Raw genomic sequence first — 25,806 nt, 5'->3', positions numbered from 1 at the left:
GGGTTCAGCGGGAGCTGGACTTGTCCTGCTTCCAGGAGAGCGGGCCGGGCAGGTCGACGCGGTGCGCCTTGGCCTTCGAGTTCCACGACCACGGTCCGATCTTGAAACTCCACGACGAGAACCCGTTCTGCGTGAAGTTCAGGATCAGCGGGCCGAACTTCCTGCGGCTGCGGAACATGACGCCCATCGGGATGGTCCTCCTCGGACTAGTTCGTCGATGGGATGCCGATTCCCGTTCGCGCCGGGCGGCAAACTCAGCGTGGTTGCCAGGCGTCCGGCCGGGTGGTCAGTTTCCGCACGTGGGCGGGCATCCGGCCGCTGATCAATTCGGCCAGGCTGACCTCGTCGACGACCTCACGCACGGCCGAGCGGACGGCCACCCAGAGGTTCGGCAGGTTCTCCGCCGCACCGGTGTAGCGGGTCTCCTCGGGGCGCATCCCGCGGACGCCGGCGAGCGGTCCGTCCACGGCGCGCAGGACCTGTCCGACGGTGATGTCCCGGGGCGGCTGGGAGAGCGTGTAGCCGCCCTCGGCGCCGCGCTGGGCGCGGACCACCCCCGCCCGGCGCAGGTCGGCCAGCACGGCCTCGAGGAATTTGCGGGGCATGTCCTGGTCCTGGGCGATGGCTTGGGCGGACATGAGCGACGGATAGGCCTGGGCCAGGCTCAGAGCCGCCCGGACCGCATAGTCACCTCGCGCGGAGATCTGCACGCCACCATCATGCCCCGTGGACGCTCGCTGGCGGTGGCCACCCCCAATTCTATGGGGATATAGGGATTACGCTCAGTCCGCGGGTCGTCGCTGAACCGGTACCGGTCCCGCCGGTGCGGCCGGCCGGGCCCGGAAGGCGCCGGGGCTCAGGCCCGACTCCCGGTGGAAGAACCGGCCGAAGTTCGTCGGTTCCGGGAAGCCGAGCCGGCGTCCCACCTCGGCGACCGAAAGCGTGGTGCAGGCCAGCAGGCGGCGCGCCTCCAGCGCGACCCGGTCGTCCACCACCTGCTTGGCGGTGCGGCCGGTGACCGCCAGGCTGGCCCGGGTGAGGGTACGCACCGAGCACTCCAGCTGTTCCGCGTAGTCCTCGACCCGGCGGGTGCGCGCGTGCCCGTCCTCGAGCGCCCGGCGGAACCGCGCGAACGTCCGGCTCTCCGCGGTCGCCGCCGGGGTGGCCGGGTCGGTGTCGAGCAGGGCGATCCGCAGCAGCAGGACGGCCAGCTGGTGACGCAGCAGCGCGGCCGCCGTCGCGCCGCCGGAGTGCCGCCGGCAGTCCACCGCCAGCTGGGCGACGTCGCTGATCACCGCGTCCTGGTCCTCGCCGGCCAACTGCCAGCGGACCGGTCCGGTGGGTTCGTCCACCCCGACGCCCGCCAGCTCGTCCGCGGTGAGCAGGCGGCGCTCCCAGACCACCAGGTCGGCGTCCAGGCCGGGCCGGTCACCGAAGCGCACGGCCTGACCCGGCCGGACCCAGAGCAGGGTGCCGGGCCGGCCGGGCCACGGCTCGAAGTCGACCTCCACGGTCCCGTGCCCGGCGGTGATCAGAGCGAGCAGATGGTACGGCAGCCGGTGCGTCGCCGGGTCCGGTCCGGCCAGCGCGGTCTCCGGCAACGCGCACGTACCGACCCCGGCCCAGGAGGGCGCCGGTGACGGCAGGGCGGTACCCGGATGGAGCTGGCTGTAGGTGCGCATCGCGGTGACGGTAACCCGCCTCCCACCAGCGACGCACCTAGGCGCACGTGGTTCCGGCCCGGCGGCGGGTGAGATCGCGAATTGCGGCGGCGAAATAGGACATAAACGGCAGATATTCGTCGTTCGTGTCGGAATCCGGAAGTCCGTGCCGGGACCATTCGTTCGTCCGGTCTGTGCCGGTACAAAAGGGCGACCCGCGCGGACCGGCAGTGTCCGCGCGGGTCGCCCCCGATATCGCTGTTGCTATCGACCGGCGAGCAGCCGGTTGACCGCCGCGTCCACATCCAGGTGATCGGATTCCCGGCCCCGCGGCACCACTACGTAGGTGCGCCGAAGGAACCGGACCAGGACACTGCGTGGCACTTCGAAGAGCGCATTGCCGTCGGGCGACGACAATGCCAGGGCGACGAAATCCCCCCTCGGCGTGGCCCACGGCCACACCCGGACGTCGCCGATCCCGGCCGGCTCGTCGAGCCCGGTGACGAGCAGTTCCCGCGCGAAGGACCAGCTAACGGCTTCCCCACCGGCTGATTCTGCGTGGAACAACACGTGCACCGCATACGGGTCGGCTGGGTCGTACCGCAGACTGGCGCGCACGGGCAGAGCCGTGGCGTCAGGCGCTACGAGCCGCAGCGAGGTTTCGACCTCGACGGTCGTTGGACGAATGGTACTCATGGACGAACTCCCCCCGGCACCGCTGCGAGGCTGGTGAACCCCGCTTTCCCATACTCAGGTGATCCCTGTCGTTACGCTCCGCCATACGCTGATCTCACCCAGTAGTGGGAAGACGGTTCCGAAAACCTCTCCAAGCAAGACGTAAAGCGATATCTTGTCCTGTTCTGACCCAGTACTCGGTTCCGCCCGGCGTCGGGTGGTCCAGCAGTTGACTTACTCCGGTAACGTCCATTCCTCCCGGGTAGTGACGGGGCGCCGGAACACTGGGGGATGAAATGGGCGCGAAACACGCCACCGCACCGACGTCGCGCCGCCCGGATGCCCGCACCGAGCCACGAAAGTGAGCGACATGCCCCAATCCGATCGGGTGTCCGATTCGCCGCCGCGGCGCCGATCCATCCACGACCGGCTGGACCGCATCCGCGAGAACCCCACCGGCCGGCTCGCTCTCAAGGTGGGCATCGGCATCCTCGGCGGCCTGGTGGTGGCGGTCGGCATCGTGTTGATCCCGTTCCCCGGCCCCGGCTGGGCCATCGTGATCCTCGGGCTGGCCATCTGGGCGATCGAGTTCGCCTGGGCCAAACACCTGCTCGAATTCACCAAGCGCCACGTCCAGAGCTGGACCCGCTGGATCGGCCGCCAGTCCGTACCGGTCCGTGGCCTGATCGGCGTCCTCGGCATGATCTTCGTGTCCGCGATCGTCTGGGCCTCGGTACGCCTCAGCTTCGGCATCGACCTGGCCGCCGTGGCCTGGGAATGGATCTTCGAGCAGGACTGAACCCGGGGCGCGCCGCACCCCCTGTTCGCACTGCCACGGGATCGTCCGGTACAGTCTGAACCCGTTGCGGGCGATTAGCTCAGCGGGAGAGCGCTCCGTTCACACCGGAGAGGTCACTGGTTCGATCCCAGTATCGCCCACACATAGCCTGAGCAGCGAAAAGACCCACCATCATGATCCACGATGGTGGGTCTTTTGCCCTGATTTTGGGAGCAGGGGTGGCCCCAGCAGGGTGACCTCTCCTAAGACTCAATTGTTCGCTCCCCGGGTGAGCACCACGATGTCGCCATGGTGGTCGCTACTGGCTGCCGGTTTGCGCCGTGTTTTCGTCGCCCGGCCGCATCGGACGGCATGCGTCCGGGCAGTTCTTCGCTGACATCACCCGGCGCCTATCAGGAAGGCATCAGGCCAGATCACGACTGGCGGAACCAGCAGCGGATCTACGCGGTGCTTCATCTCTTCGACGAAGACGGGCACCACGCTGGCTCGTACCTCCGGTTCACTGGCGTGACGGGCGACAGCCCCTGCAGCCGTAGAGGCCGCCGAGCAGGTCCTCACACGCACGGGGCGACAGCACAGCCGACCGACCACTCGCATGGGTGCCGATGCCAAGCAGGGCGCCATTCTGCTTCAGGCGCCGGTAGTAGCCCGCTGGGCGGTCTCGGCGTTCGCGGCTCAACAGAACCCATAGGGACACCCGCGGCGGCCTCAGCCCCGGTGACGCTCCGCGCCGGACAGCCGGCCTCGCGCGCGACCTCGACCACACCGGCCGTCCTGACAGCTGTGACGCCCGGCCCTATCCTCGGGAGCCGTGCGGTCGCGCTCGGAGAACTCGATGTTCGTGCTGATGGTGATCCTGCTGGGGTCACCCGCGGTGTGGTATTTCGTGGGCCGGCTGGAGGGCGCGACGATCATCGGCACCGACCAATGGCGCAACGGGCTGATGGCCGGCGGCATCGGTGGCGGCCTGGCCGCCGTCTGCTGGCTGTGGCGCACCGTCCGGCACCGCAACGACGGTCTCGTGCCGTGGCAGTGGATCACCGTCGGCCTGCTGCTCGTCTGCGCGATACGTCCGCACTCAGTCATCTGGCCCAACGCTCGGCGCGGGCTGCCGACCCCGCCGGTGGACAGCGCCGAGGACGTCGCGATGATCGTCTACGCGATCATCGCCCTGGTGTGCAGCCTGCTGGTCGGTCTGATCCGCGTCATCACCGCGCCGGACAAGTCGACGGACCCGTCCGTGCTCGGACGGACCCGGACCCGGACCCGCCCGCGTCCGGCCCCCTCAAAACACAAGAAACAGCACCAGCGCCGCTGACCAAGGACTTCCTGTACTCGTCAAATGGTTCACCTACCGGGCGGCCGACCGCCGTGGCCCGCGGTCGCGGCGGATCGATCTTGGCCTGCACCGACCGATCGGGGCCCTCGCCCACGGCCACCTAGCTGATGCAGACTTGCCGGCCGTCCGGAGTCTGACCAGCGTCGAACGTCCGCGCCTTATCGGCGGCAGAGGAGTGCACTTGATCTCGGATTTGAGGAGTGTACTCACACCCGGAAACGGTATCGCTTCGCTGCCGGAGGCTTGGTATCAATCATTCCGCTGGGTTGACGAGCAGTCGGAGGACGCCCTCCACAGGACGATATCCGAAGGCGTTTGCAGCGGCACTGGAGTCGTACACCCGGTCGATTGTCCGGGGCAACGGCCATCCCCGGTCGTGAAATGCCGCTGCGACCTTCGGGGCACGCTCGGCAATCACACTCGCTGCATCCTGAAGCAGAGCGACGCAGTCGGCACGCGTGAAGGGGTACTGTCCGGCAACGTTGAAGGTGCCGACGACGGTGTCGTGTGCCGCGGCGCTTGCCGTTGCTGCGGCGACGTCGGCCAGTCTCACGGCTCGGTGCAGTAGGCGGGTGGCCAGCACGGGCAGCGGTTCCGGGAAGCACCGGGCGATGCGCAAGATCATCGAGGAGAGGGTGAGTGCGCCACAGGACGGCTACGATGCTCAACGCGCGTGCAGTCAGCGAATTGAGGATCAAACGGTGAGCAACGCGGTTGACGCCGGTGAGCGGCTGATCCGACTGATCAGGAAGCACGCTGGCCAGGGCAACCACGGGACCGGCTGCGACAGAGCAACGATCCGGGCCGCCGAGCAGCTTCTGTGTGCCGCGTTCCCGCCGTCGTACCGCCGCCTGGTCGAGGAGTTCGGTACCTGGGACATCGCGGGCGCCGAGTTCCTCGGCGTCTACCTCACCTCGGCCGCGGGTGAGACGCTGCTGGGCTCGGTCACCGCGACGCTGGACGCCCGCCGGCAATACGGCATGCCGGAGAACCTCATCGCCGTGATGTATGACGGCATGGGCGGCATTCTGGTACTCGACACATCTCGCCCCGACGCCGACGGGGAGTACCCGGTCCTGGTGTGGAATCCCAACGTCAGAGACCGTGACGACATGGAAAAACTCGGCGCAGATTTCGGCACCGTCGCCCTGGCCATGTGCCAACAGGCCGTGCGCAACTGACCCGCGCCCGCGCCCGCGGCTAAGGGCCGCCGGCCAGCCGACCATCGCGCCCAATCGGACATCGGCTGCATTTCATGCTCAGCCGACGCACGGACGGCGGCAGATCAGTGCACTGGATTTGACCGAGTCCCGTGCTATGGAGCGCTCCTGTGCGGGTCCGCTGTGTTGGCGGGTTCCCGGCAGTCTAACGGGAGCTGAGCTCCGGCAGCGTGATGGGTCGCATCGAGCGACCCCAGGGAAGCGCGTCGTCGGCGAGCCATCGTGCGGGCGGACACGGCGGCGAGCAGGCTGCCGACGACCAGTACCGCGACGGCGGCGATCTTCCTTCGGTGATAGTTCCGCCGGATTTGCTGAATTGCTTCGGCCGATTCCCGTCGATTGGTCAAGTCCTTGGCGCGTTGCCACGTGTCGGCGGCGGCGATCACGCGCATCTCAGCGGCAGCCAGGCTGTCCGGCTCTTCCATAGCAGCCATCTTGCGGGCGTGTCTTCGGTCTAGTTCGGTGAGGCACTCTTGCCGGTACCGCTGTAATGCCACGACGAGCATGTTCAGCTCGGAATCATCGTCCGTGGAGAGGGCCATGATCCGTTCCCTTCCCGAGGGTGAGAACTCCGCCGGCAGCCGGAGGGCAAGCCCGGGGAGAGCGTTCTGGTACGCTTTTTCAATCCGCTCTTCGGCCTCAGCTTGGCTCATGCCCGGTATGGTCGGTGCCCTCATCGCTGTATAACGCATTGTCGAGGCGTACCCGCGCGCGTCAGTCTGGTCTCCGTAATGCATCGATTTGTTGATCGACGCGCTGAGCTTCTGTTCGAACACTTGCGAGCTTTCGTCTGCGCTGATCAGCAGCACGCCGACAGGTACAGCGACCAGCAACAGGGATGCGATCACGGCGAGAGCAACGACGAGCAGCTTGCCACCGAGTCCCTGCCCCGAACGCCACGGAGCACCCGCGAAGCGAGCTACAGATTTCATCTGCATCGTCCCTCACTGCGTGATCTGCAATCGCCTCGCACACAGCGGGCTCCGTTTTCATCGGCACATACGACCGGGGACGTGAGTGTTCAGCGGATGGCATGACCCGCTGCTGAGCCAGTTGAGGGCCGCTTGAGCCACCGCGCCGCAGACCAGGTCTGCCACGCGGTCAGCGGCAGAAGAGGACATCCGGCAACGCTCTCGCAAGCAGGCATCGTACGGCTGAGGTGAAGTCGATTCCCGTCGCACCCACAAGGCGGGAGCCCTGGGTGCCGCTACCTAGCATTCCGACCTGGCCGGTCTCGGATGAACCGGAGGTACACAATGTAGACGACGCAGGCGAGGACCAGCGTGCCGGCCGCTGCGAACATGATCGGGAAGCCTGTCCAACCGTGCCAGCCCCGAATCACTCGTGCCGTTGCGGGCTTATCCGTCCGATAGGAAAGCTTGGCGGTTCGGCCAAGCTGCGGAGGCTCACGGACGGTTCTCGGGTCGGTGTACGTCGTGGTCTCGCCGGTCCGGGTCTGGAATGTGTAGACGGGTCGATAGTGGGTGGTCCAGATTGTTCGGCGCCGATTTGCGGATCGTTCGGTGTGGAAACTGGTCGTGGTCGCTGTCGTGACGATGCCGTCGGTGTGCGGCGACTGGTTTGACCGGATTTCCAGGCCTAGGGCCAGGAAGCCGACGCCGACCGCGACCAGCACTATTGAAGCGGTGACATCCACGGGCCTCATCACCTCAGCGTATGGGAGCTAATCAACGCCTACAGCAAGCCGTTTTCGTGCCCGTGCGGCGGGTGAAGGTGATGGGTTCGACGGGCCGGGCTGGGCTTGCAGAACCAGTGCATGACGTCTTGGCGGTGCGGCGCGTAGCAGTATCCCAGCTCAGCGAGCATGTCGATGCACGGGCGGGACGAGCCGAGGCTGCGGACGCCGATCATGATGTCGATGATGGGCTTGGCGGCCAGGCCGGGGACCGCCGTGCTGCCGACGTGGTGCACTCCTCCGGTGATGTAGGAGCCGAGGGTGGTGGCCAGAGTGCCGGCCTCGCGCTGGAACAGAGCCGGCCACCTCGGGTCGTACGCACGGAGATATATCTGCTCGTCACTCATCATCGGCCCGGGGCACGTTCGTCGGCCATGGCTTCACCGTGCCCTACCGGCGACGACCTCGCGACCCGCGCTGCGTGCCGGCCGCGAGTCCCACCGCCTGACGCGGGATGCCCAAACACCACCGCGAATGGGCGAAGACCTGCAACGAGCGGATCGCGGCAGGTCAGTTAGTTTGCTGTTGTTGCGATGGAACTGTCTCTACACGGTTCTCTGATGCGTCCAGCGGTGTATGGCATAACTCCGCCCTTTGTCCTTAACGAACTCAGGTTCTTCGTCGGTTGGACGGAAACCGGCTGCCAGTGCGACCGACATACTTCCGACGTTGTCTGCTTCGATCTCGAGGTACGTTCGCTGCAGGCCGAGGACGTCGTAGGCGTGCTTGACGAGCCGCGTGAGCGCACGTCTCCCCAGGCCCTGACCTCGATACGGGGCTCCAACGACATAAGCAATGCTAGCCGTGGAGAGATTCAGTGTGACCTCGCCCTGCGGGAGGAGGCCATCCACTGTGATCGCTAAGTGGAGTCGGGTGCCAGCCTGTCGCGCCTGACGAATACCGGTCAGGTAACCCTTCGCGGCCGCTTCATCGAAAGGGCTGGCAATCGGTGTTCGATACGCGATTTCAGGGTCGTCGAAGACAACAATCATTTGGGGTAGATCAGCTTCGGTCCACTCACGCAGCGCGATGTTATCGCCACGGAGTGTCCTGTTATCGGTAGTCACGCCCCATCCTGTCATCGGCAGCCCAGCAGGCCGACCGGCTAAGACGCCGACTACTGACCGTGACGGCTCGTCAGGCAGCGCGCACGGACGGCGGCAGATCAGGATGCTGCGGACCGGAGGGGATTTGAACCCCTGGTGGGGCATGGCACGCCAGCGGCCCCACGCGCTTTCAAGCCGGCCGTGCGTGCCCGAACTACGACTCTAAGCGCTGCAATAACCCGGCTCTGCCACCGGCCCGGACGCAGTATGGGGGTACGGTCCCGGCTGAGCAGCTCATTTCTCGATGACGCCACGCCTATCCGCGGCATGTGAGATGACATGCATCGGCCGGTCGCGGTCGTGGGGTTGAGCCGAGGTGTACGCCGTTCGGGGTGTTGACGAACGGCTGAATGGGGGGGCTCCTCAGCTCAGACGCAGCACATCTTCTGCGTTGGACATCGATGGTCACGGAGCTTGAGGAGGTGCCGATGGCAATCGTAGGCGGCCTGGACATCCACCGGAAGCAGCTGACATTCGACTGGGTCGACGAGCAGAACGACAAGTGGGAACGCGGCCGGATCAGCCCGGCTGACCGGGAACACCTGGCCGACTGGTTGCGCCGGTTCGACCCGGCCGCTGCTGGGCCGGTGGCGTTCGCGATGGAAGGCTGCACCGGCTGGCGCTACATCGCCGAGGAGATGGGCAAGGCCGGCGTGATCGCGCATCTGGCCGAGCCGGCGGAGACGTCAGCATTGCGGGGTCCGAAGCGGCGGGCCAAGACTGACAAGGCCGACGCGAAACTCCTCCGCGAACTGCTGGCGGCGGGTCGGCTGCCCGAGTGCTACATCCCGGCGGGACAGGTCCTCGAGTGGCGTGCCCTGCTGGAGCTCTACCAAGATCTACGGATCCAACACACCGGCTGGGCACAGCGGATCCAGGCGGTGTGTTTCCACCAGGGCACCACCGCACCCGGACAGGCCGGGATCATCCGCGGTGACCGGGCCCGGCTGCGAGCCATCGTCGACGAGCAGCTGTCGATCTCCGGCCGGCTGCAGGTCAACACGGCACTGGCCATCATGGACGTGCTCGCGGAGCACCTCGACCGGCTACGCCGCCGGTTACTGTGCACCGCCCGCGGCGTCAAAGGCACCCGGGCGTTGATGCACGAAATCTACGGCGTCGGCCCGATGAGCAGCCTCGCGCTGTGCGCGTGGCTCGGCGGAGAACAACGCTTCTCGTCCTCCCGCAAGGCCGTGCGGTTCGTCGGGCTGGACATCACCGTGCACTCCTCCGACGGCAAACGCAGCCCCGGCCGGCTCTCCCGCCAAGGCCCGGAAGTGCTGCGCTGGCTACTGTTCGAAGCCGCCAAAACCTCCGCCCGAAGCTGCGCCCCCGGCTACGGCTACTACACCCAGGTCAAAGACCGCTACGACGCGAACCGCGCCTGCCTGTCCCAAGCGCGCCGCATCGTCCGGCACGCCACCCACATCCTGACCAACCTCGGTGACGACGCGTTTACCATCGTCGCCCAACCCGCCGCACCCACCACCATCGCCCGCTGACCCCGCGGGACCGATTGGCGAGGACCGGCCAGCCCGACGTCAACGATGACGGGCACCATCGCGGCCAGCTCCCTACAGCGCACTGTCAGACCGCACCACCACCGCCACCTCAGGCGGTGACCGCGGACGGCCCAGTGAGACTGAGCGGCCGCACCCAGGCAGGGGGCCACCCGATCAATCATCATGTCGCGGACGAACTGTCCGACGGCCATAGGTAAGTCTGGCTGCCACCTCGCCACCACCCGCACGGAAACGCGAGCGATCAACACCGAACCACCGGAGCCGCCCGCCCACCACGCCAATCCCCGCCCACACCAGACTCGCCCAGCCCGACGGCGAGACAATTCCACACGGCTCAAACCACTTCAAACAATCATGAAACCGTCCCTAGACACCAACCCTCATGCAGGTAAGTGCGTCTCAGGTGCGCAGGAACTTGTCTTCGATGACCACCTCGTGCGTCACCTGGACGCGAACACGTCCCACGGCATCGGAGGTTCCGTATTCCAAAACCAGCGCCGTGGTGGTTCCCTTGCTCTCGGCTCGCAAGAGTGTTGCCTGCTCGCGATACAGGTCGACCACGACACCTTCTGCTCTCCGGTGACGGACACGGACACTGTCGTCCGTGACATCCCACGTGATGTGCTCCTCCGCCGCGTCCGTCGGGATTCGCAGTTCCCGTACGTACTCGCCGCCCGAGGTCTCCTCTGTTCGGGGAACCACACCGAAGGCCTCCAGCCCATGCCGCGTCGCCGGCGACTTTGAGTCCAGACACCCTTGCACCATAGAGCCACACGCCGAGAAGACACTCGGTCGTTTCCACGATCGTCCAGTCCACAGGCACGAAATCGCCGCGGGCCGGCGGGCGATCGGATCGCGGCGAATGAGGACGGCTCACCGCGTGCCCGGGTCCGATAGCGCCTATTCAGGATGCCGTTCGTTTATCACGCCTACGACCGCCCCGTGAGTCGCCTCGTACTACTACCGGTTCGGCCTACGGCCTCGGGCGCCCCGGTGCGCCGACTGTCGGGACCCCGAGATACTCACACACGACCCGGCAGGACGATAGTCGATTTCGGACCCCAGCAGCCGCGCGGTCAGCGGCAAATGAGGACGTTCGTCGACAGTGGCTGGGACTCTCGCGACCACGACCAATTTATATCGCGAGGGACGAAAGGGCGATCCGAACGCCCTCATCAAGTTGACAGCGGGCGACCGATAGCCTTGAATATCCAATATTCGCGGAGACTGGAGATGCGATTTCCCTCGAAGACGAGGACAGCGATTTCACGCATGTGCTTCCTTACCTGCTGATCTAGATCGTCAAACTCCGCTTGCCACTCCGCGATGGCCGTATTCCCCTCCAGGTAGAGGTTTCAACAGCTCGCATGTGATGTTGCGCTGCGATTCCTGGACCTTGGTGCGCCAGTACTCGCGAATTCCCGCGTGGTCCCGAATCGGTTCGTCGAGTGCGCGTTCGTGATACGTGGCCGTCTCGGTAAAGACGGTTACGATCAGGTTGGGATCTTGTTTGATCCAGGCCCGGATATAGGTGTCGACCCTCACCTACGACGAGGACCGTTCCCAGATCCGCACCGGCACCGGACCGCAGGTCATGGCCGCCCTGCGCAACGCCGCCATCGGCGCGCTCCGCATCACCGGCGCTACCAACATCGCCGCCGCCAACCGTCACCACGCCCGCGACAGCACACGCCCCCTGGCACTACTCGGCATTACCTGAGGACTTTGCCGGGCCCTGCCCCACACCCCGGCCTCCTCGAGAGGGAGAGCGGTGCGGGACGGGCTGGTTCAGTGCCGGCCGATGCGCCTTCCACCGGTGCGGAGCCTACGCGGCGTGGAACGTGCCCGCAGCATCGCTCGTGCCAGCAGCATGCCGGCCACCACGACGAACTGCCCGCCCAGGATGATCTTGTTGATATCCACCGCAGGCAGCCATCTGACTTTTCCCTCGCGTAGGACATACACACCGAGCGGTTGGCGGACACTCCGAACCCGCCACCCGTGCCTGTTCCCTCCTCGGCCGGACCGGTTCCGCCGCCACCGCCCCCGCCACCGCCGATCTTCGCGACGGGCAGCACGATGGTGCCGTCCTGGGTGATCGGGGCGCCGAACACCTTCCCGGCGTCAGCGCCGTCCATCACCTCGCGCACAGCCGCGATGAGATCCGCGTCGGGCGCCGTCCGTGTCATGGCGTTCTCCTCGGCTAGAACCGCGAAGGGCCAGTATGCGCCGCGAACCGCAGCCCCGGTCAGAGGCCGACGACGACCGGTCCGGGACAAGGGCTCGGACCACGACGTCTCGACGGCACATCATCGCTGCTTCACCGTCCTGCGCCACGGCCGTAGTCCACCCGCGGAATCGGTGCGATGAATCGCTGACTCGTGGATGCGTTCTCGATCGTCGCCTTCATGCGCACCTCGCAGCGGCACTACGTGTCCTACTGCCTGGGCACGGTCCTAACGCACTGGGTTACCTCGTACTGTTCGGTGTTCCTTCCCGGTGACCGCGGGCGGGGGGGCCCCCGGGGTGAACCGCGGGGCGGCCCCCCGGGCCCCGGGCGGGGCCGGGTGGGGTTCGCTGGCGGGGGGGGGGGGGGGGGCGGCCGGGGGTGCCCCCGGGGGCCCCCGCCGCTCGGTCCCGGGGAAGGGACCGGGAGGTTCGGAGCGGATCAGCGTCTGGCGATGGTGGCGGGCCGCTTCACCACGACCGGCTCACCGAAGCGGGAGAGCACCAGATCCTCCGAGGCGGTGAGCAGGCGACTCCCGTCTCCGGTGACGTCCGTCGAACCGACCGCCAGGTGGATGATGCGGCGCGTGGCGACGTCGATGTCGACCGTGCCGCGCTTCTCGAGAGTGCGCTGTCCTGCGGGTCCGGCCTCGACCCCGTACCGGTAGGTGAATCGGTAGGTGTCCACCTTGTGCCTGCCCTTGCCGGTGCGGCCCGCGTATTCGACCTGCCCCGCCTTCTCGAGTTCGGCCAGCAGGTCGCCGGGGCTGGCCGACGCGCCGAGCGCCGAACCCTCCGCGGTGGCGGTCACCTGCCAGCACGCCGCCCGCCCTTCGGACATGCGGTATCGCTGCCAGCGGTCGTCCGGGGCGTTGTAGATGTAGCAGTCGTCCCCGATCTGCCGCTCCTCGCGGGTGAGCTGCGGTTCGCCCGGCATCACCCAGATGCGGTAGCCGCGGTCCCGCACCGGGTCGTACGCGCCCCGGTACGGCCGTTCACTTTGGTTGGGACTGTCGCCGACGTCGAACTGGAGCGAGAAGGTCTGCCGAAACTGGAAGGTGGTGCGCTGGGTGGTCTGCGCGGCCAGCGCGAGGGGCACCGGCTCCGGTTCGCCGGGCCGTACCACCGCGGCCAGCCCGGCCGTCGCCGCGACGGCCGCCACCGCGACCCCGGCGGTCCGGGCGGTCCGGTGGAGCCGGGCGCGGCGGCCGCGTCGCAGCAGGCCGTCGACGGGCGCCGGTCCGTTCTCGTCCGGCTCTGCCAGGTGTTGCAGGGCGTCGGACACCCTCTTCTCGTCGATCATGGCGTGTTCACCTTCTCCTTGTCGTGGAAGCCGGTCAGCAGTTCGCGCAACCGCCGCAGGCCACGCGCGTTCTGGCTCTTCACGGTGCCGACGGTGCAACCCAGGGCCCGGGCGACCTCCCGCTCGGTGAGGTCCTCGCAGTAGCGCAGCACCACCACGGCCCGCTGCCCGGCGGGCAGGGCGAGCAGCGCGGCCCGGACGGAGTCGTCCAGGTTCGGGGGCTCCGCCTGGGGATCGGCCCGGTCCGGCGGGTCGGCCCTCAGATACTCCCGGCGCCGCAGCCGCCACCAGCTGATGTTGCCGTTGACCAGCATCCGGCGCAGATAGGCGTGCGGGTCGCGGGTGGCCGCCCGCCGCCACCGTACGTACAACCGCACCAGGCACTCCTGCAGCAGTTCCTCGCCGCGGTCGCGGTCGCCGGTGAGCAGCCGGGCCAACCGCAGATACCGCCCCCAGTTGGCCTCCACGAAGGCCACGTACTCGGTTTCCCAGACCATGCGCAACTGTCCTCACTCGTCGGCACTCGTGCCACTTCGACGCCGCGGGAGGGGTCAAAGGTTGTCAGGCGTCCCGGGGTCGGCCGGCCGGGATGTGCCCCTGGTGTCCACCGCGTCGAACAGCGCCTGCACCTGCTCCGGCTCGGCGAGGTCGGCGCGGGCCGTGGTGGCCGTACCGCCTCCGTCGACGATCTCCTTGACCACCTCCTCGGCGGTGGCCGGGTTGCCGGCGTAGTGCACCACCACGCCGATGCCGTCCGCGGCGAGCCGGTTGGCCACCGCGCGGCCGATGCCACCGGAACCCCCGGTGACGAGTGCGATCCGTGAGTCGGACACGGCTTCGTCCTGGATGAGAGCCGGGCAGCCGGATGACTGCACCCCAGGTGTTGCCCACTCGGCCGGGCGGGGAGCGGCGGTCTATTGCGGCAAGATCGCCGCGGATTGCGCAACCCGGTGCGACCGGAGCACCCGGAGGCTCCAAACATCAGGTGCGCCCCGTCCAGGTTCGCGCCCCGCAGCTGCGCCCCGCGCAGGTCGGCGCCCTGTAGCTGCGCCCCGCGCAGGTCGGCGCCCTGTAGCTGCGCCCCGCGCAGGTCGGCGCCCTGTAGCTGCGCCCCGCGCAGGTCGGCGCCTTGCAGGTGCAGGTCGTGAAGCTTGATTCCCCTTTGGTGCCTGGGCGGTGCGGGCGCCGGGCGAGGGCGGTGAGCGCCGTTTGCACGTCGAGGTCGGGTTCGGCCGGCAGCGAGGGCTACGGGTAGATCGGCGACCCGGTGTCGCCGTCCAGGACGTGACGGGGGGCGCGGTGCCGGACGAACGCCACCAGGACCTCGACGATATCGCCGGAGTGATCGCCGGAATCGCGCATCACCTGGGCGAGTGCGTGAATACCGCCGATCCGGACGTACAGCTCGGGTGAGCCGAGCCGCTCCAGGGTCTTGGTGAACCTGTCGGTGACCTGTCCCCGGTGTGCCAGGCGGTAGCTACGGGCGGTGTAGAGCAGGCCGACGCCGACCACCAGGGCACCGGCCAACGACACCATCAACAGCCGGGAGTTGTACCGCGATGTCAGCACCGCCGCCGGGTCCGGCGTCCCGGGCACCTCGGGCACCCCGAACAGCCGCGGCGCTGCCCACCGCCGCGAGGTAACCCACCAGCACGACGATCCCCACTGCGCATTCGCCACGACCGTGCACCGAACCGACCGATCGGCGTGACACGCCGTTACGGCCGTCCGCCCGCCGACGCGAACGCTCGACAGCAGAGGGGTACGCGTGAGTCGCGCGGGCCGGGTGTTCGTGCTTCCCGCTAGGACGGTCGGGCACCTGCAAAATGGGGGTGCCTGCAAGCGGCCGACCGGACAGGATCAAAGACGTGAGATCAGCGAACAGGCCGGCTGACGGTCGTGCCGCTTTCGAGGCGAAGCTGACGGACCTTCGCGGCCGCTGCCTCACAGCGGTCGAATACTGGGACGTCCACAACTTCGCCTCGGAACCGGCAGAATGGGACTACGGCGATTGGCACCACGCCGTCATGGGTATCCAACTCCGTACCGACCAGGGACCCGTCACGCTGACCTGGACCGCCGCCTTCTACCCATACGGCGTCGAGGTGTTCCACGACCCGATCACGGATCACTTGGTCTTGGGTGAGGACGGCCCGCAGCGGGTCGGCCCGAGCGACGATCCCCCGGGCGTGTGGGCGCCGTACCTCGGGTCAACGATTCGCGGTGGCGCCTTCCATTGGGAGAGGTTTGAAATCGGCCCGAGCCGGCGAGCAGACGGCATTATCGTCGGGGCCGCGTACACGGTCGACGTGCCGACCGCGCTGCGTGTTGACGTCCCGGCCGGAGCGGTGTGGTTCGTCGCCGCCATTCCGCAGTTTCCTCAGATGCAGCGTGTCTTCGTACCAGGCGACGAGATTATGGTCGTCTTCGCGGCGGACAAGATGCGGGAGATGGGCTTCAATGACCCCGCATTCCTCCAGTGACCGAAGGCCACGGCATCGCGAGAGTGCAGATGCTTCCTTCTCGGAATGGTCGGGCTTTCATCTCGGCATGTTCGGGTGCGTCGGCGATCACGCCCGACCGTCCTCCTTCCGCGTGCTGGTTGATGCGCGCCAGGCGTCGTCCGGCGGGTGATCGGGTAGCCGGGTATCGGACCGCGGGCCGCGAGGCCGTGCTGTCCGGGAAATCCTCTGGTCGCCGGTCCCGGGTGCTCAGGTGCCGGAAGCCATGTAGGCGGCGAGGATGTAGTTGGGGTGCCGGTCGAGGTTCTTTCGGGCTCGGTCGTAGCGCATCGTGGTCTTCGGGTCGGCGTGCCGGGCGGCGATCTGCACGTCGCGCAGGCTGACTCCCGCGTCCAGCATGGTGGTGACGAAGGTATGGCGCAGCATGTGCGGGTGCATCCGGGGCATCCGGATCCCGGCTGTCGCGGACAGCTGCTGGAGCCGGCGGGTCGCGGCGTGTCGATCCATTCGCCGGCCGCGCAGGTTGCGCAGGATCGGCCCTTGCTGTCGGCCGTCGACGGCGCGCTCGATCGCCCGCGCAGCCGCCGGCGGCAACGGAATCAGCACCGTCTTGTCGCCCTTGCCCCGGACCTTCAGGACGCGGTGGCCGTGTTCCTCGCCGAGATCGGCGATGTTCGCACCGCAGGCTTCGAAGATCCGAAGCCCGAGCAGACCGAGCATCGCGATCAGGGCGAAGTCATTACGGTTGGCCGACGACCGCGCGGTCGTCAGCAAGGCTTCGAACTGCAAGTGCCCGAGCCCGAGAGTGGGCGAGTCGGTCGGCATCGGGGGCCTGCGCACGTAATCGGCCGGCGAGTGCGTCAAGATCTGATCGATGACGCAGACCCGGTAGAAGCCGACCACGACTGACAGCCGTCGGGAGACGGTCGAGGGTTGGTAGCGGCGAACCTCCTGCAGCCAGCGCACATAGCGCTCGACTTCAGCCCGGCCCAGGCTTAGCGGATCAAGGTTCCGATCTGCGCACCAGGTCAGGAACACCTTGAGATCGGATCCGGTATGCACCCGGGTCTCACCCCGGTACCGGCCCAGGTACGCGGCTACCGCTGCATGCAGCAGACGCTCGTCGACGACAGCAAGCTGATCGGAAACTGAAGAGGTCGTCATAACTCACGGTGCGTTACCGCCGACATGAGCGCCACCGCCCTCGACGCGGCAAGAGAGTGAGGGAAGTGCACAGTATGACGTACTGGAAGCTGTCGGCCGTTCATACGACCCTGAATGGGCGATACTGCGAGCGCGTTTGCCAAGCACGGGAGCGGACTCCACCACCATGTTCCGATGAGTGCTAATCGACGTCGGACAGCCGTGATGGCGGGGACGGCCCTGTCAGCGTGCCTAGTCGGGGTGACTGTACTGATCCTGGACCCGCCGCGGCAACCATGGGTTTGGGTAGAACGTGCAAGCTGGGTCGCAGCGCTCTGCGCACTCTTACTGACAACTGCTTCACTTCGCGCCGACCGTCGGCAACAGATGGCGGAGTCAGTAGAGCAGTCAAAGATTGCGACTTCTGTGGAGGTGCTCCAACAGGGCGTTCAGACCGGCAGCGCGCCATTATTGCAAGCCGCTCGGGACATTCACCACGTCGGTACCGCACACTATGGCGCCCTTACGCCGAATGATCACGGTTTCAAGACGCCATTCATGATTGTGACCACAATGGGTATCGTTGCTTGTGTCGCCATCGTCGCTGTCGTCTCCCTGGATCCCGCGGGACGGCGCGTGTCAGCGGATCGGCCGACATTGGAGTCAAGCTCTACCGCGCCCACCAAACCGTATGTGATCACACTTAAGACCGGAGTCGACGTCGACACCACGAATGGTGGGCCGCCCGCGGCTGTGGTATTCCCGCAAGGTATCCCCAGGGTCCTCGAACCTCAACCACCGGGAGATTGCGAAAGCTGGTACTCCTGGGGTAAGGAGATTGGCGGCGTCGACTACTTCCACACATACGCGGCCTTCACGGTGTCGGCGCTGTCGTCTGCGGTTCGAGTGCATTCCGCTCGGGTCAAGGTAAAACCTTTGGAACGAAAGGCAGCAGGCGAGTACCCATCGTGTCCGGTTGGGCAACCACCGGTGACATCTTACTTAGATGTCGACCTGGATTCAGCAAAGGTGTCGTACTATTATCCGGCCCCGCCCGATCTGTCGTCCGACGAGCAAACCCGCATGTCGGAAAGCGGAGAGATGACGCCCGGTGGCCTTCTCAGAAAACCGTTCGCTCTCGAGGTTGAACCGGGGAAGTCCGATCGGATTCTTGTGGAGGGTTTCACTGAAAAGTGTTTTTGTTCGTGGTGGCTCGAACTCGACATCGAGGTTGACGGCACGCGGTTCGTTGAGCGGATTGACGACAAAGGTGAGCCGTTTGTGACCGCGCCCAAGTCCGGGGACTATGTCGGCTTGTCATGGGATATGGAGCAAGCGAGATGGTGTGGCCCCTCGGATAATTGCTAGGACGGGCTGGGCAGATCAAAGATCTCGCCTAGTCATATGCGAGAGACGATCGAGTTAATTGGCGAATCCGAACACTACTCAGATCCTTGCCGTTGACACCAGGAAGGTGAGTTCCGCGAGGTTGCCGCATGCGGCAGGGCGCATGATATCGCTAAGAACTCGCCCGCCTACGGCTATCGAACCGCGGAAATCCGACGATTCACACCGTGCTTGCACATTCTCATCTCGACAAATGAGTGGATTGATCTTGGCCTCTCGCGGTCATTTCGCTACGGGACGTAGTCGCCGTTGTTGGGACGTGTCAGGCATTGTGCCGATACGGGGCCATGGTGAGTCGACGTGGGCCGGCTCCCGCGAAACGGCTCTCGATCCTGTGTGTCTGTGTGTCGCTGTTGAACAAGGCGGAAGCGAGGCGCCGCGAGGTCGCGCACACCATTACCGCGTACCCGCTCGACGTCGAACGCACCACCGTGCTCTACCGCGGTGACGGCCCCTACCGGAGATCCGACGCCTCATCGCCGCACTGTTCGTGCGCCGCCCTCGGCCACCACACGTCTGGTGGTGGTCACGCTGGCGCCGCCGACGCCAGCACCAGGCCCGCCTCAGCCACTACAAACGCCGAGGCCACGCCCTCCGCTCACTGCCGTTGCAGTACCAGTGCCCGGTGCGCGCACCGCCGGAGTGCCGCTTGGAAGGCCGCGGGCGATGAGAATCTCGCGCGCTTACAAGCTTCGGGCGGGTCACGGTCGTCGCACGCTACGCCGACGAGACGGACCTATATGTCCGCGCTGTAAGGACGGCCTCCTCCCTGACCGCCACGGTGCTATGCCGACACGAAGAGTGCGACCTGCCGCTCGAGCCCTCTCGCCGGCTGCGGCCGTCCGCCGGTCGTATCGTCTACGACGGCTACCCCACCGGCGTCGGAGTTAGCCGGGCGCAGCGCCACGGCGGACCGTGGCGATCGACGAACTGGCAGCACACGTCGGTGGGCACCAGCGCCATCGGCCGCTTCCTGCGACCCGTCACGTGGTAGAGCGCACCAGCCGACATCCGGCCCGAACGCAACCCGCCTTCGGCAGCGGTGAAGTGTTCAGCGGAAGTTGTGGGGCAGCCGTACGACCCGCCCGGACGTGTGGGACGCCTACCCGGAGATGACCACCGCGGCGCACCAAGCCTCCGGCCACGCCCCGGTCGTTGCCGTCTCGACATCTGAAGTAGAGGCTTGCGGCGGGTCGGTGGACCCCGGCGGCGGCGTGCGCGGTGGTTGTCCACGGCCGTCTGTCGGGGACCTCTCACCCGTTCGGTACCGTGAACAGGCCCAACGCAGAGACAGGACGAGCCACAGTGCCACCGCGCGTGCGATGCAGCGGAAGCGTCGCTAATGGACACTGGCTGCTCGGGGGCGAGAGCGTTAGCGTGGGCCGGCCGGTGTAGCCGGTGGCTTGGAGTAGCACGGCCACGGTAAGTCCGATACAAGCTGGGGACTCGGTGCATTGCTCTCCCGAAACCGGCGGTCGGCTGGGAAGCGGTTGGGGTGGTCACGGGTGGCGCCCGACGCTGTCGAACGGCGTCCAACAGCTTCGGTCTGACCAGCGTTATCTGGGTGCTTGTGCTAGTCAGTGGGCTTATGTCAACCACTACGAAGACGTAGTGGCCGGATCTTGCGCAGGTCCCGACCGGATATATCGCGCTCTGACGGAGTTGGCATAGGCGGCGATGGGGGACTCGTCGCGATGATTGGCTGCTACGAATCCACAATGCGACCACAATCCATCCATGCCGCGTCAGCTGCCCGCATCGGAACCGACCGGGTTCCTTAGCGTGCGAATCGACGTCGACATCCCGAACGCGCCGTCCACGCTGGCGGGAGGCGCTCCGCCGCCCGCGTGTGCACGAGGTTACGACGTAACTCGGCCGGGACACGCCAATCATTCTCGATGAGTTGAAGGAACCTCGGTGCCTCAGCGACGACCCAAGACAGCCGGATTCCATCGTCGGCGGCGCGACGGCTGCGCCGCCGCGTCGTCGACGGCGACCGACCCGAGCCGTGTCTATCGGAAACGGTCGTTTACGTGAGGCCCCAACAACAAGGTCATTGTCAGCGCTAATCGCTGTACTGCCCTTCGGCAACCGCGGACCAGACCGGCGGATCGCTGGTGGAGGACGTCATGGCACCGCGTCAAACCTGACGCAGTGCGCCGCGTCGGGTTCGAGGAATGCGAGCAGGTCGAGCCCTTCCGCCGTCGCGGCGTCCCGGTCGGCGGCGGACAGTGGCAGGAACGTCCGTACGACCAGCGTGGCCTCGCCGTGGTTCTTCTCGACCGTCCACGCCGCCGCGGTGACACCGTCGACGAGCACGGGGTGCGGTACCGGCCCGTGCGGCGTCACCGCCTTGGTGCGGAACTCGTCGGTGACGAATCGGCTGCGGTCCTTGTGGGAGAGCAGCAGGTTGTCGAAGTCGTACAGGAACCGCACGGGTGCCGGCGTGTCCGGATCGGGACGCGGCGCGTCGGGCAGGTCGAGGTACCCGCCGGCGAACTCGACCAGCCGGAGCCTCTCGGCGATCTCGCTCAGCTTCGTCAGCCCGCACCACATCTGGATGTCCTGGACCGTCGCCGGTCCGTACGCGGCCAGGTACCGCAGCACCAGCGTCTCCAGCGACGCGGTCCGCGCCGGTGCATCGACCCATTCGTCCAGCGGCGCGTGCGTCGTGCGGCCGCTGCGTTTCCACACTCCCCGCGGCGGGATCTGCACCACCGGCAGAAGGTTGCGCACCATGTACGCGAGCGCCGCGGGATCGTTGTCGGGCCAACGCTCCAGCAGCGCCTCGCCGAGCTCCGCCGGGGTGCGCGGCCGCTCCGCCAGGATCTCGCGGCCGGCCGCTACCACCGCGTCGGTGTCGAGCTCGCGCGTCCAGCGCCCGTGGGTGCTGTTGCGGAACAGGTCCCGGTCGAGTGCGGGCTGCACGAGCGGGCGCAGGGCCACCGCGTCGGCCGCGCTGACGAAGTGGATCGTCGAACGCATCAACGCCATCCGCACCGCCTGGCGGGAGGTGAGCAGATCGGCCACGTCGGCGGGCCGGCACCCGGCGACACGCGCCCACAGACCTACGTACCAGGTGTGCGGCGTCTGTGCCTGGAGGCCGACGAGGTGCTCGGTCACCTCCAGTGGCGGCAGCCCGGTCCGCCGCAGCAGGAACTGCCGCGCCAACGTGGCCCGGTTCAGCGCCCGGTGATCGAGCACGCTCATCGGCGTCTCCTTCTACTGGTTGTTGCGGAAGAACTCACGCATGTCGGCGACCAGCGTGGCTGGCGCGTCGTGCGCGGAGTAGTGGCTACCCTCGTCGTAGTACCGCCACGAGACGATGTTCGCGTGGTCGCGTTCGCCGAGCGCGCGGATCGACTGGAAGTCGTACTTGAAGTTGGCCAGCCCCAACGGGACCGTCGTCGGCCCCTCCGGCTTGTCGGACGCGTGCCGGTCCTCGAAGTACAGCCGCGCGGCCGACCCGGCTGTGCTGGTGAACCAGTAAATGCTCACGTTCGTGAGCACGATGTCCGGGTCGAGCGACCCGATCAGCTGCGCGCTCCACGCCAACTGGGCCACCGGCGAATCGGCCAGTGCGTGCGCGATCGTCTGCGGCGCGAGCGACTGCATCTTGTCGTGCGCGCCGCCGTTGTCGTTCCACCACTGCAGGAACTGAACCCGGCTTTGGTCCTCTTCGGACATTCCCTGCAACTCGGCCGGGTCGCCCGACGGGAACGAGAACACCTGCGTCACGTGGACGCCGGCCACGTGCTGCGGGTCGACCCGGCCGACCTCCGGTGAGATGAGCGCGCCTGCGTCGTTGCCGTGGACGCCGTACCGCTCGTAGCCGAGGTGGCGCATGAGCTCCGCCCACGCCCGGGCGATCCGGTAGCGGTTCCAGCCCTTCTCTGCGGTGCGGCCGGAGAAGGCGAACCCAGGGATCGACGGGATCACCAGATGGAACGCGTCGGCCGGGTCGCCGCCGTGCGCCCGCGGGTTGCTCAGCGGCCCGATCACGTCGATGAAGTCGAGCACCGAGCCCGGCCAGCTGTGCGTGAGGATCAGCGGCGTCGCGTCGAGCTCCGGCGAGCGAACGTGCAGGAAGTGCACGTTCTGCCCATCGATCGTCGTCGTGAACTGCGGGAAGGCGTTCAGCTTCCGCTCCCAGGAACGCCAGTCGTACCCGTCGCGCCACCGCTGCACCAGCGACCGGACCCGCTCCAGTGACACGCCGTAGTCCTCACCTGCGTCGGGCAGCTCGTCGGTGAAGCGGGCTCGCGCCAGGCGGTCGGCGAGGTCGTCGAGGTCGGCCTGCGGGATGTCGATGGTGAATTCCCGGATCTCTGTCATGCCGAAACGATCTCACCTTATTAGGAGAACAACGTTCCTAATAAGGTGGGATTCTGGAACCATGTTGGAGACGTCCGCGCGCCTGTTGCGCCTGTTGTCACTATTGCAGAGCCCCCGAGACTGGACGGGCACCGAGCTGGCCGCGCGCCTCGAGGTGAGCGGGCGCACGATCCGGGCCGACATCGAACGCCTGCGCACCCTCGGGTACCCCATCGAGGGGCTGCGCGGGGCGGTCGGCGGCTACCGGCTTGGCGCCGGCGCCGACATGCCTCCGCTGTTGCTCGACGACGACGAGGCGGTCGTAGTCACCGTCGCGCTCAAGGCCGCCGCGTCGGGGTCGATCGGCAGCTCACCGGGCGGCGTGGAGGAGACCGCGCTTCGCGCCCTCACCAAGCTCGAACGGGTGCTGCCACCCCGGCTCCGCCGCCGGGCCGCCGCCCTGCGGACGGTCACCGAGTCCGTGCGCCCGGACACGGCCGGCCCGGTCGTCGACCCCGCCGTACTGTCGACGCTGGCCGCCGCCTGCCGCGACCACGAGGGCATCCGCTTCGACTACCAGTCCCATGGCGCGGCGGCCTCCCGGCGCGAGGTGGAACCGTACCGGCTGGTCAACTGGGGCCGCCGCTGGTACCTGTTCGCCTACGACCTGTGCCGCTGCGACTGGCGTACCTTCCGCGTCGACCGGATCAGCCTGCGGACGCCTAACAACCCCCGGTTCACCCCACGCCCGCTGCCCACCGACGACGTGGCCGCGCACGTCTCCCGCGGCGCCTCCGCGGCTGCCTGGCGGTACCGGGCCGCCGTCATCGTCCACGCCCCGGCGGCCGACATCGCGGCCCGTATCAACCCGGCGGCCGGCTCCGTCGAACCCGGCGACGACGGCCAGTCGTGCGTGTTCCACACCGGTGCGGACTCCATCGAGACACTGGCGGTGCACCTGAGTCTCCTCGACGCCGACTTCACGGTCACCGAACCGGTGGAACTGGTCGACCATCTCCGCGCGCTGGCCGCCCGTTACACCCGCAGCACTCGGGCAGGCTGATTGAACCGGCCCCCGAGAACGAACAGAGATGATGTGCGGGAGCGCCTCCCCGCCGAGATCTGACCCGAGGACTCACTGACTACGAGTCCTCAAACGCGAATAGTCGGCCCCGATCGGGAGGGGCTCGCGCACTCACATCCATCAGCCGCGCTCAACGAGGCGCGGCTGACCCATATCCGGCACAGGACACCGAAATCAAGAATTTGTGGTGCTGGGTCAACGGTCGCGACCCTGTTCCACGCCGAACTCATGGGAGCCCTCCGACAGAGCGGCAACCGGCGGCGAGCCATCGCAACCCGTGACGGTGGGTCGGCCGCCGGTACAACCCCCGGCCTGGGCTGCAACCGGCACCCTCGACGCGCCGGCCGGCACCGGTTCCCGGTCGGCGCGTTCAGCCCACATTGGTCGAGGTGGCGGACGTGGTCCCGGCTACTCCTCGACGGCGTCGGGGCCGCGCAGCGGCCGGCGGCCGTCGCCCAGGCCGGGCAAGGCGAAGGAATAGTGGCCGTGCACGTTGATGTGTTTGTACTGGTACGCCGACAGGCGGGCGGCGTCGGCGTCCAAGACCGGGTATCCGTGAGCCTGTAGCGCGTCCAACGCGTGCTCCAACAGGGTGTTCCACAAGGTGATGCAGTTCAGGACCAGACCGAGCGCGCCGAGCTGGCCCTCCATCCCGGCGTACGCCTGGTACAGCTCGCCCTTGCGGCCGTGGAAGACGTGCCGGCCTGAGCCGTGGCGTTGCTCTTGCAGGTTGCGCATGCCCTTGAGGTGCCGGCGGTAGCTGGGGTCGCCGGCGAAGGTCAGCACGTGCAGCGTCTTGAAAATGCGCCCGAAGTACGCGATCGCCTCGCCGAGGTCGGTGAGCCGGCCGTCATTACGCCACAGCTTGGTGTCCGGCAGGTCGGCGAGCACCGGTCGGTAGTCGAAGCCGAGCAAGGTGACGATGCCGAACACCACGTCGGAGTACGAACCGGCATCGGTGATCAGCACCTCCGGCCGCGAGCCGCCGTCGGGGTTGTAGACACGGTCGATGACGTTGGGGGTGTCGCGTGGGGTGCCGGACAGCACCTTGCCAGTCAGCCCGACCGCCTGGTCGGAGATTACGTTCAGCCAGGTCACGCCCTGCTTGCGGGTGAGGTACTCCGGGCGTCCGCGGTCCGCATCCCGTCGACCGCGGCGACCAGCCCACCACCCCACAACTGGGCCAGCGGTGGTGAACCGAGCGACCTGAAAGAGCCTTGCAGGTTTTTCCTGGACGTGTCTAAGATCTGAAAGAGCCTTTCGGATCGAGGGAGAGTTGCCGTGCCGGAGCGTCGTCCCAGCTTTGCCGATCCCGCTGTCCTCGACGCGCTGGCGCATCCGGTCCGCCTCGACGTCCTCGGCTATCTGATGTCGGCCGGCCCCGCCACTGCCTCCGCCTGTGCGCGTGCCGTCGGGGACACCCCGTCGAACTGCAGCTATCACCTGCGGGTGCTCGCCGCGCACGGGCTGGTCGAGCCGGACGACTCCGGTGACGGGCGGTCGCGACCGTGGCGCACCACCCTCACCGGGTTCACGGTCGACAACACCGGCGAGGGCGCGGCCGGGGCGACCGCGGTGCTGGCGGCCGCGATCGAACTCGACCACCACCTGGCCCGCGAATACCTGCGTCGTCGCGCCGAGTTCCCGCGGCACTGGCGAGAGCTGGAGCCGCACGCCTCCTACGGCCTCGCGCTGTCGCCCGATGAGCTGGCCGACGTGCTGCAGCGCATCGATGCGGTGGTCCGCCCCTATCTGCACCCCACCCGCGAGGACGCCCCCGCCGACGCCGAGCACGTGCACCTCTCGCTCATGGCCCTCCCTCGTCCGGGTTTCGGGCGGCGGACGTGA

General features: G+C 67.4%; 29 protein-coding genes, 2 tRNA genes and 1 pseudogene. 10 read left to right on the top strand and 22 right to left on the bottom strand.

Annotated features, from left to right (window positions below; all coding sequences use genetic code 11):
* Window positions 1–4: 4 nt before the first annotated feature.
* The 4 genes from LDL48_RS33295 to LDL48_RS33280 form a co-directional block, all read right to left on the bottom strand.
* Complete coding sequence (locus LDL48_RS33295; RefSeq protein WP_225259105.1) at window positions 5–187, bottom strand: DUF4236 domain-containing protein; 183 nt, start codon at window positions 185–187, stop codon at window positions 5–7.
* A gap of 67 nt (window positions 188–254) precedes the next feature.
* On the bottom strand, window positions 255–710 hold the full coding sequence (locus tag LDL48_RS33290) for an RrF2 family transcriptional regulator (protein ID WP_225259104.1): 456 nt from the start codon (window positions 708–710) through the stop codon (window positions 255–257).
* Between the two features lie 72 nt (window positions 711–782).
* The gene (locus LDL48_RS33285; protein ID WP_225259103.1) at window positions 783–1,682 is read right to left on the bottom strand and encodes a helix-turn-helix domain-containing protein; all 900 of its coding nucleotides are present in this window, start codon (window positions 1,680–1,682) and stop codon (window positions 783–785) included.
* A 243-nt stretch (window positions 1,683–1,925) separates the two neighbouring features.
* Entirely contained in the window at window positions 1,926–2,357 is a 432-nt protein-coding gene (locus LDL48_RS33280; RefSeq protein WP_014446635.1) for an SsgA family sporulation/cell division regulator, read from the bottom strand.
* A 349-nt stretch (window positions 2,358–2,706) separates the two neighbouring features.
* Between LDL48_RS33280 and LDL48_RS33275 the strand changes: the two genes are divergently transcribed.
* The 3 genes from LDL48_RS33275 to LDL48_RS33265 all read left to right on the top strand — a co-directional run bounded on the left by LDL48_RS33275 (window position 2,707) and on the right by LDL48_RS33265 (window position 4,453).
* Window positions 2,707–3,135 (top strand): TIGR02611 family protein, encoded by a 429-nt coding sequence (locus LDL48_RS33275; protein ID WP_225259102.1) that lies wholly within the window; start codon window positions 2,707–2,709, stop codon window positions 3,133–3,135.
* 68 nt (window positions 3,136–3,203) lie between these two features.
* Window positions 3,204–3,275: transfer RNA gene (locus tag LDL48_RS33270), tRNA-Val, on the top strand.
* 671 nt (window positions 3,276–3,946) lie between these two features.
* The gene (locus tag LDL48_RS33265; RefSeq protein ID WP_225259101.1) at window positions 3,947–4,453 is read left to right on the top strand and encodes a hypothetical protein; all 507 of its coding nucleotides are present in this window, start codon (window positions 3,947–3,949) and stop codon (window positions 4,451–4,453) included.
* A 274-nt stretch (window positions 4,454–4,727) separates the two neighbouring features.
* Here the strand turns inward: LDL48_RS33265 and LDL48_RS33260 are convergent, their stop codons facing one another.
* Window positions 4,728–5,099: a hypothetical protein gene (locus tag LDL48_RS33260; protein WP_225259100.1), complete on the bottom strand. Its 372-nt coding sequence runs from the start codon at window positions 5,097–5,099 to the stop codon at window positions 4,728–4,730.
* Between LDL48_RS33260 and LDL48_RS33255 the strand changes: the two genes are divergently transcribed.
* Complete coding sequence (locus LDL48_RS33255; protein ID WP_225259099.1) at window positions 5,086–5,655, top strand: SMI1/KNR4 family protein; 570 nt, start codon at window positions 5,086–5,088, stop codon at window positions 5,653–5,655. The two genes, LDL48_RS33260 and LDL48_RS33255, sit on opposite strands and share 14 nt — an antisense overlap.
* A 134-nt stretch (window positions 5,656–5,789) precedes the next feature.
* Here LDL48_RS33255 and LDL48_RS33250 read toward each other — a convergent pair whose 3' ends face one another.
* The 5 genes from LDL48_RS33250 to LDL48_RS33230 form a co-directional block, all read right to left on the bottom strand.
* Window positions 5,790–6,626, bottom strand: coding sequence for a hypothetical protein (locus LDL48_RS33250; protein WP_225259098.1), 837 nt, complete (start codon window positions 6,624–6,626; stop codon window positions 5,790–5,792).
* Window positions 6,627–6,901: 275 nt separating this feature from the next.
* On the bottom strand, window positions 6,902–7,360 hold the full coding sequence (locus LDL48_RS33245; RefSeq protein ID WP_225259097.1) for a DUF3592 domain-containing protein: 459 nt from the start codon (window positions 7,358–7,360) through the stop codon (window positions 6,902–6,904).
* A gap of 29 nt (window positions 7,361–7,389) precedes the next feature.
* The gene (locus LDL48_RS33240; protein WP_225259096.1) at window positions 7,390–7,740 is read right to left on the bottom strand and encodes a GrpB family protein; all 351 of its coding nucleotides are present in this window, start codon (window positions 7,738–7,740) and stop codon (window positions 7,390–7,392) included.
* Between the two features lie 195 nt (window positions 7,741–7,935).
* The gene (locus tag LDL48_RS33235; protein ID WP_225259095.1) at window positions 7,936–8,457 is read right to left on the bottom strand and encodes a GNAT family N-acetyltransferase; all 522 of its coding nucleotides are present in this window, start codon (window positions 8,455–8,457) and stop codon (window positions 7,936–7,938) included.
* 109 nt (window positions 8,458–8,566) lie between these two features.
* A tRNA-OTHER gene (locus tag LDL48_RS33230) sits at window positions 8,567–8,694 on the bottom strand.
* A gap of 152 nt (window positions 8,695–8,846) precedes the next feature.
* Here LDL48_RS33230 and LDL48_RS33225 point away from each other — a divergent pair.
* Window positions 8,847–9,998: an IS110 family RNA-guided transposase gene (locus tag LDL48_RS33225; protein WP_225259094.1), complete on the top strand. Its 1,152-nt coding sequence runs from the start codon at window positions 8,847–8,849 to the stop codon at window positions 9,996–9,998.
* A 420-nt stretch (window positions 9,999–10,418) separates the two neighbouring features.
* On the opposite strand, the gene LDL48_RS33220 is transcribed toward LDL48_RS33225, so the two are convergent.
* Together LDL48_RS33220 and LDL48_RS33215 are read right to left on the bottom strand one after the other, a co-directional pair.
* Complete coding sequence (locus LDL48_RS33220; protein ID WP_225259093.1) at window positions 10,419–10,580, bottom strand: hypothetical protein; 162 nt, start codon at window positions 10,578–10,580, stop codon at window positions 10,419–10,421.
* A gap of 741 nt (window positions 10,581–11,321) precedes the next feature.
* On the bottom strand, window positions 11,322–11,564 hold the full coding sequence (locus LDL48_RS33215; protein ID WP_225259092.1) for a nuclear transport factor 2 family protein: 243 nt from the start codon (window positions 11,562–11,564) through the stop codon (window positions 11,322–11,324).
* On the opposite strand from LDL48_RS33215, the gene LDL48_RS33210 reads away from it, so the two are divergent.
* Window positions 11,551–11,739 (top strand): hypothetical protein, encoded by a 189-nt coding sequence (locus tag LDL48_RS33210; protein ID WP_225259091.1) that lies wholly within the window; start codon window positions 11,551–11,553, stop codon window positions 11,737–11,739. The two genes, LDL48_RS33215 and LDL48_RS33210, sit on opposite strands and share 14 nt — an antisense overlap.
* Window positions 11,740–11,807: 68 nt before the next feature.
* On the opposite strand, the gene LDL48_RS43870 is transcribed toward LDL48_RS33210, so the two are convergent.
* From LDL48_RS43870 to LDL48_RS33185, 6 genes and pseudogenes are all read right to left on the bottom strand, one after another.
* Entirely contained in the window at window positions 11,808–11,942 is a 135-nt protein-coding gene (locus LDL48_RS43870) for a hypothetical protein (protein ID WP_255629609.1), read from the bottom strand.
* A 745-nt stretch (window positions 11,943–12,687) separates the two neighbouring features.
* Complete coding sequence (locus LDL48_RS33205) at window positions 12,688–13,548, bottom strand: hypothetical protein (RefSeq protein ID WP_225259090.1); 861 nt, start codon at window positions 13,546–13,548, stop codon at window positions 12,688–12,690.
* Entirely contained in the window at window positions 13,545–14,045 is a 501-nt protein-coding gene (locus LDL48_RS33200) for a SigE family RNA polymerase sigma factor (RefSeq protein ID WP_225259089.1), read from the bottom strand. Before LDL48_RS33200 ends, LDL48_RS33205 begins: the two co-directional genes overlap by 4 nt.
* Window positions 14,046–14,099: 54 nt before the next feature.
* The gene (locus tag LDL48_RS33195; RefSeq protein WP_308016521.1) at window positions 14,100–14,381 is read right to left on the bottom strand and encodes an SDR family NAD(P)-dependent oxidoreductase; all 282 of its coding nucleotides are present in this window, start codon (window positions 14,379–14,381) and stop codon (window positions 14,100–14,102) included.
* A gap of 161 nt (window positions 14,382–14,542) precedes the next feature.
* Window positions 14,543–14,689, bottom strand: a pseudogene (locus LDL48_RS33190) (pentapeptide repeat-containing protein); the annotation flags it as partial.
* Window positions 14,690–14,793: 104 nt separating this feature from the next.
* Entirely contained in the window at window positions 14,794–15,144 is a 351-nt protein-coding gene (locus LDL48_RS33185; RefSeq protein WP_225259088.1) for a hypothetical protein, read from the bottom strand.
* A 272-nt stretch (window positions 15,145–15,416) separates the two neighbouring features.
* Between LDL48_RS33185 and LDL48_RS33180 the strand changes: the two genes are divergently transcribed.
* A complete protein-coding gene (locus LDL48_RS33180; RefSeq protein WP_225259087.1) occupies window positions 15,417–16,031 on the top strand; it encodes a hypothetical protein in 615 nt (204 codons plus the stop codon).
* A gap of 228 nt (window positions 16,032–16,259) precedes the next feature.
* On the opposite strand, the gene LDL48_RS33175 is transcribed toward LDL48_RS33180, so the two are convergent.
* The gene (locus LDL48_RS33175) at window positions 16,260–17,174 is read right to left on the bottom strand and encodes a tyrosine-type recombinase/integrase (RefSeq protein ID WP_225259086.1); all 915 of its coding nucleotides are present in this window, start codon (window positions 17,172–17,174) and stop codon (window positions 16,260–16,262) included.
* 240 nt (window positions 17,175–17,414) lie between these two features.
* Here LDL48_RS33175 and LDL48_RS33170 point away from each other — a divergent pair, with 240 nt between their 5' ends.
* Entirely contained in the window at window positions 17,415–18,521 is a 1,107-nt protein-coding gene (locus tag LDL48_RS33170; protein ID WP_225259085.1) for a hypothetical protein, read from the top strand.
* Window positions 18,522–20,687: 2,166 nt separating this feature from the next.
* On the opposite strand, the gene LDL48_RS33165 is transcribed toward LDL48_RS33170, so the two are convergent.
* Together LDL48_RS33165 and LDL48_RS33160 are read right to left on the bottom strand one after the other, a co-directional pair.
* On the bottom strand, window positions 20,688–21,770 hold the full coding sequence (locus LDL48_RS33165; RefSeq protein ID WP_225259084.1) for a winged helix DNA-binding domain-containing protein: 1,083 nt from the start codon (window positions 21,768–21,770) through the stop codon (window positions 20,688–20,690).
* 12 nt (window positions 21,771–21,782) lie between these two features.
* Window positions 21,783–22,895, bottom strand: coding sequence for an epoxide hydrolase family protein (locus LDL48_RS33160; protein WP_225259083.1), 1,113 nt, complete (start codon window positions 22,893–22,895; stop codon window positions 21,783–21,785).
* 61 nt (window positions 22,896–22,956) lie between these two features.
* Between LDL48_RS33160 and LDL48_RS33155 the strand changes: the two genes are divergently transcribed.
* Complete coding sequence (locus LDL48_RS33155) at window positions 22,957–23,937, top strand: helix-turn-helix transcriptional regulator (protein WP_225259082.1); 981 nt, start codon at window positions 22,957–22,959, stop codon at window positions 23,935–23,937.
* 429 nt (window positions 23,938–24,366) lie between these two features.
* Here the strand turns inward: LDL48_RS33155 and LDL48_RS33150 are convergent, their stop codons facing one another.
* Window positions 24,367–25,296 (bottom strand): Tn3 family transposase, encoded by a 930-nt coding sequence (locus LDL48_RS33150; protein WP_225259081.1) that lies wholly within the window; start codon window positions 25,294–25,296, stop codon window positions 24,367–24,369.
* Between LDL48_RS33150 and LDL48_RS33145 the strand changes: the two genes are divergently transcribed.
* Window positions 25,240–25,806 carry a winged helix-turn-helix domain-containing protein gene (locus tag LDL48_RS33145; protein WP_225259080.1) on the top strand — a complete coding sequence of 189 codons (567 nt, stop codon included), beginning with the start codon at window positions 25,240–25,242 and terminating at the stop codon, window positions 25,804–25,806. The genes LDL48_RS33150 and LDL48_RS33145 overlap by 57 nt on opposite strands.

Source organism: Jidongwangia harbinensis, assembly GCF_020216025.1.
GTDB classification, from domain to species: domain Bacteria; phylum Actinomycetota; class Actinomycetes; order Mycobacteriales; family Micromonosporaceae; genus Actinoplanes; species Actinoplanes harbinensis.
This window is presented reverse-complemented; position numbering and strand designations above follow the sequence as displayed.

Excerpts from the sequence above, each read along its gene's own strand:
- LDL48_RS33295 (WP_225259105.1), bottom strand. The coding sequence starts at position 187 with ATGGGCGTCATGTTCCGCAGCCGCAGGAAGTTCGGCCCGCTGATCCTG.
- LDL48_RS33285 (WP_225259103.1), bottom strand. The coding sequence starts at position 1,682 with ATGCGCACCTACAGCCAGCTCCATCCGGGTACCGCCCTGCCGTCACCG.
- LDL48_RS33280 (WP_014446635.1), bottom strand. The coding sequence starts at position 2,357 with ATGAGTACCATTCGTCCAACGACCGTCGAGGTCGAAACCTCGCTGCGG.
- LDL48_RS33275 (WP_225259102.1), top strand. The coding sequence starts at position 2,707 with ATGCCCCAATCCGATCGGGTGTCCGATTCGCCGCCGCGGCGCCGATCC.
- LDL48_RS33255 (WP_225259099.1), top strand. The coding sequence starts at position 5,086 with ATGCGCAAGATCATCGAGGAGAGGGTGAGTGCGCCACAGGACGGCTAC.
- LDL48_RS33260 (WP_225259100.1), bottom strand. The coding sequence starts at position 5,099 with ATGATCTTGCGCATCGCCCGGTGCTTCCCGGAACCGCTGCCCGTGCTG.
- LDL48_RS33250 (WP_225259098.1), bottom strand. The coding sequence starts at position 6,626 with ATGAAATCTGTAGCTCGCTTCGCGGGTGCTCCGTGGCGTTCGGGGCAG.
- LDL48_RS33245 (WP_225259097.1), bottom strand. The coding sequence starts at position 7,360 with ATGAGGCCCGTGGATGTCACCGCTTCAATAGTGCTGGTCGCGGTCGGC.
- LDL48_RS33240 (WP_225259096.1), bottom strand. The coding sequence starts at position 7,740 with ATGATGAGTGACGAGCAGATATATCTCCGTGCGTACGACCCGAGGTGG.
- LDL48_RS33225 (WP_225259094.1), top strand. The coding sequence starts at position 8,847 with ATGGGGGGGCTCCTCAGCTCAGACGCAGCACATCTTCTGCGTTGGACA.
- LDL48_RS33205 (WP_225259090.1), bottom strand. The coding sequence starts at position 13,548 with ATGATCGACGAGAAGAGGGTGTCCGACGCCCTGCAACACCTGGCAGAG.
- LDL48_RS33200 (WP_225259089.1), bottom strand. The coding sequence starts at position 14,045 with ATGGTCTGGGAAACCGAGTACGTGGCCTTCGTGGAGGCCAACTGGGGG.
- LDL48_RS33175 (WP_225259086.1), bottom strand. The coding sequence starts at position 17,174 with ATGACGACCTCTTCAGTTTCCGATCAGCTTGCTGTCGTCGACGAGCGT.
- LDL48_RS33165 (WP_225259084.1), bottom strand. The coding sequence starts at position 21,770 with ATGAGCGTGCTCGATCACCGGGCGCTGAACCGGGCCACGTTGGCGCGG.
- LDL48_RS33160 (WP_225259083.1), bottom strand. The coding sequence starts at position 22,895 with ATGACAGAGATCCGGGAATTCACCATCGACATCCCGCAGGCCGACCTC.
- LDL48_RS33155 (WP_225259082.1), top strand. The coding sequence starts at position 22,957 with ATGTTGGAGACGTCCGCGCGCCTGTTGCGCCTGTTGTCACTATTGCAG.
- LDL48_RS33150 (WP_225259081.1), bottom strand. The coding sequence starts at position 25,296 with ATGCGCCAGCGCGTCGAGGACAGCGGGATCGGCAAAGCTGGGACGACG.